We start from the raw sequence: 3,030 nt of genomic DNA on the forward strand, positions 1-3,030 counted from the left end.
TGGCTCTGACTCATATGTGGAACGGCCCGGGCTGCAAGATCTTTCTCTGGTTGAACAAGGGATGACGGTGCGGTCATATGTCCGGCCTTTGAACGCGGCACCCGGCCGCTGGCCACGATGATATCCGCGGAAGCAATCGCCCAATCAATTTCTCGCGCTCGAAGCGCAGTGAGTCAGGCGGTCTGATTGCTACCGAGAATGTCGTCATTCAGGGTTCATCCAGATTTGCACCTTGCCTCTTCGGCAGCTTCTGCTTCTGCCGGTGAGCTTTAAGATTTCAGCATTGCCGCCGGTGGCTGATAGATGCCGCCTCTGACCAGCAAAGCCCAGATGGTGCGCGCAATCTTGTTGGCCAGCGCCACCGACACGACCTTCACCGGCCGTCTTTGCAGCATGGTCCGAACCCAGAGCGGGACCTTCAAGCCTCTTTTGGCAAGCTTGATGATCGAGGTCGCGCCGACGATCAAGAGCGTCCGGAGTTGCCGATTTCCACGTTTTGATATCGCCCCGAGCCTTTCTTTCCCGCCGCTAGACCGTGCCCTCGGCGTTAGCCCCGTCCAAGCCGCAAAATCTCGTGCGGTCGCAAAGCCACGAGGATCCAAGACCGATGTCCGAACAGTAGCTGCGATGAGAGGACCGACACCGGGTATGCTCATCAGACGCCTAGCATCTGGATCCTTTCTGACGACAACCATAATCTCCCTGTCAAGCTTCTCTATGCGGGTTGTAAGTAGCTCAATCTGTTCAGCGAATTGGATCAGGGCAAAGCGGGCGGCGCCGGGGATCCTGTTATCTCTTTCATCGCGAAGCAGCACCAGGAGCTTCGCGATGCTTGCCATGCCTGTCCCCGCGATGATGCCCAACTCGGCCATATGAGCGCGCAGGGCATTTGCAGTCTGGCTGCGCTGCTTCATCAACATCTCTCGCGTTCGCAAAATCATGCCGGCTGCTTGTTGTTCGACGGTCTTCACCGGTACGAACCGCATTGTCGGGCGGGTGACCGCCTCACAAATGGCTTCAGCATCCGCCATGTCGGTCTTGTTTCGTTTGACGTAGGGCTTCACGTAGGCTGGCGGCATCATGCAGACCGAGTGGCCCAAGGCCGCGATCTCGCGCGCCCAGTGATGTGCACTCGCACAAGCCTCCATGCCTACCAAGCAGGCGGGGAGTCCTCGAAAGAATGGCAACACCTGCGATCGTCGCAACGTGCGCCGAACCAAAACTTCTCCGTTTTCGGCGATGCCGTGAACTTGAAAGATCGACTTGGCCAAATCCAAACCCACCGTGATAATCTTTTCCATGGAACGGTCCTTCCTTTGTGGCGCCTCTCCAAGCGACCACGTTAGGCACTTTTGATGCCGGTTCGAAGGGCCGTTCCACACCATCACTTTTGATGCAGTTCGAGGGATGWCTGGCGCTTTGATTTGGGGGAGAATCAGCGCCATGCAGCAGGCACTCCAGCGCTCCAGTCTGGTGCCGAGTGGATTTGTTGTAGAGAGTGCGTACTACGAAGGTGATAAGGCTGTTATTGCGGTCCGGGCGTCGGGAAGCATTGGTCTGTGCCCATCTTGCGGAACGGTTTCCCGACGCGTCCATAGCCGATACCGGCGTCGTGTGACTGATCTTCCCCTTTCGGGGCGGATCGTACAGCTTCTGGTGATTGCTCGTCGCTTCCGTTGCGGCGCCGTCCTATGCGGGCGCCAAATCTTCACCGAGCGCTTCGCCGAAGGGGTGCTGGCACCGTCGGCGCGACGCACGGCAAGGCTGGACTCTATCGTCCATCACCTCGGTCTGGCACTTGGCGGTCGACCGGCAGCAGGCTTCGCAAAACGGCTAATGCTGCCGGTGAGCAAGGATACGYTCCTTCGCGTGGTCCGACGCCGTAGCCGTCCGCCAGCTGATCCGCTCAGGGTTATCGGCATTGATGATTGGGCCTGGCGGCGCAACCACAGATACGCCAGCATCATCTGCAACCTGGAGCGGCGCCGAGTAGTCACCCTGCTCCCGGATCGGGAGCCCGCAACTGCCCAAGCCTGGCTCGCTGCTCATCCCACGATCGCGATCGTTGCCCGTGACCGTGGTGGGGGATATGGCGAAGCGACAGYAAGAGCCTTACCGCATGCGGTACAGGTTGCAGATCGTTGGCATCTGATGGAGAACGCCAGTCGGGCCTTCCTCGATGCCGTTCGCAAATCGATGCGCCAGATACGCACAGTGATCGGCGCGACCACGATTGATCCCAAGCTGCTAACAGCCGCAGAGCGGATCCAGTATGAGGGTTATCTGCGCCGCGAGGAGACCAATGCGGCTATCCTGGCTCTGTCGAAGAATGGCATACCCATCAAGCAGATCGTGCGTCAGACTGGTCACAGCAGGCAGCTGGTACGGCAGGCGATTCGCGGCGAACGACACGATGTCTTCCGGACCCGGCAAAGTTCGTTGGACTTACACTTGCCGTGGCTCGACGATCAGTGGGCGTCCGGCTGCCGAAACGGGGCTGAACTTTGGCGTCGTTTAACGGCGCGTGGCTTCAGAGGCTCGCTCCGCGTCATCAGCGAGTGGGCGACCCGCAGACGAAGGGCTGAAAAGCCCGACGCACGAAACCTTCAGCGGATTCCATCGGCCAGAACGATCGCGCGCCTCATGACAATCGGCGGAGATCTGCTCACGAAAGCAGAGACCGTCACGGTCGCGGCAATCGAAGCTGGCGTACCATCCTTGGTCGAGGCTCGCGAGATCATCGCCGAATTCCACTTGATGATCCGACGCAGAGCCGAAGCAGGGCTCACGCCGTGGATCGACCGCGCCCGCGCCAGTCTCGTGACTTCCTTCGCCAGCGGCGTCACGAAGGATGAAGCGGCGGTTCGGGCGGCAATCACTTCGCCCTGGTCCAACGGACAGACTGAAGGTCAGATCACCCGCCTCAAGCTCGTGAGAAGGCAGATGTACGGTCGCGGGAAAATCGATCTCCTTCAGGCCAGGCTAATCGGTGCAGAATAATCGGAGCTGCACCAAAATTGCGTCGGAGCC

At 59.4% G+C, this 3,030-nt stretch carries 2 protein-coding genes; one reads left to right on the top strand and one right to left on the bottom strand.

Features of this window, described 5'->3' with window-relative positions:
• Positions 1-269: 269 nt before the first annotated feature.
• Positions 270-1,301: an IS110 family RNA-guided transposase gene (locus tag AC1DW2_RS43575; RefSeq protein WP_475643600.1), complete on the bottom strand. Its 1,032-nt coding sequence runs from the start codon at positions 1,299-1,301 to the stop codon at positions 270-272.
• A gap of 142 nt (positions 1,302-1,443) precedes the next feature.
• Between AC1DW2_RS43575 and AC1DW2_RS43580 the strand changes: the two genes are divergently transcribed.
• Complete coding sequence (locus AC1DW2_RS43580) at positions 1,444-3,000, top strand: ISL3 family transposase (protein WP_477009185.1); 1,557 nt, start codon at positions 1,444-1,446, stop codon at positions 2,998-3,000.
• Positions 3,001-3,030: the final 30 nt, after the last annotated feature.

The sequence above is a fragment of the Bradyrhizobium sp. P3_C3 genome, from assembly GCF_056402655.1.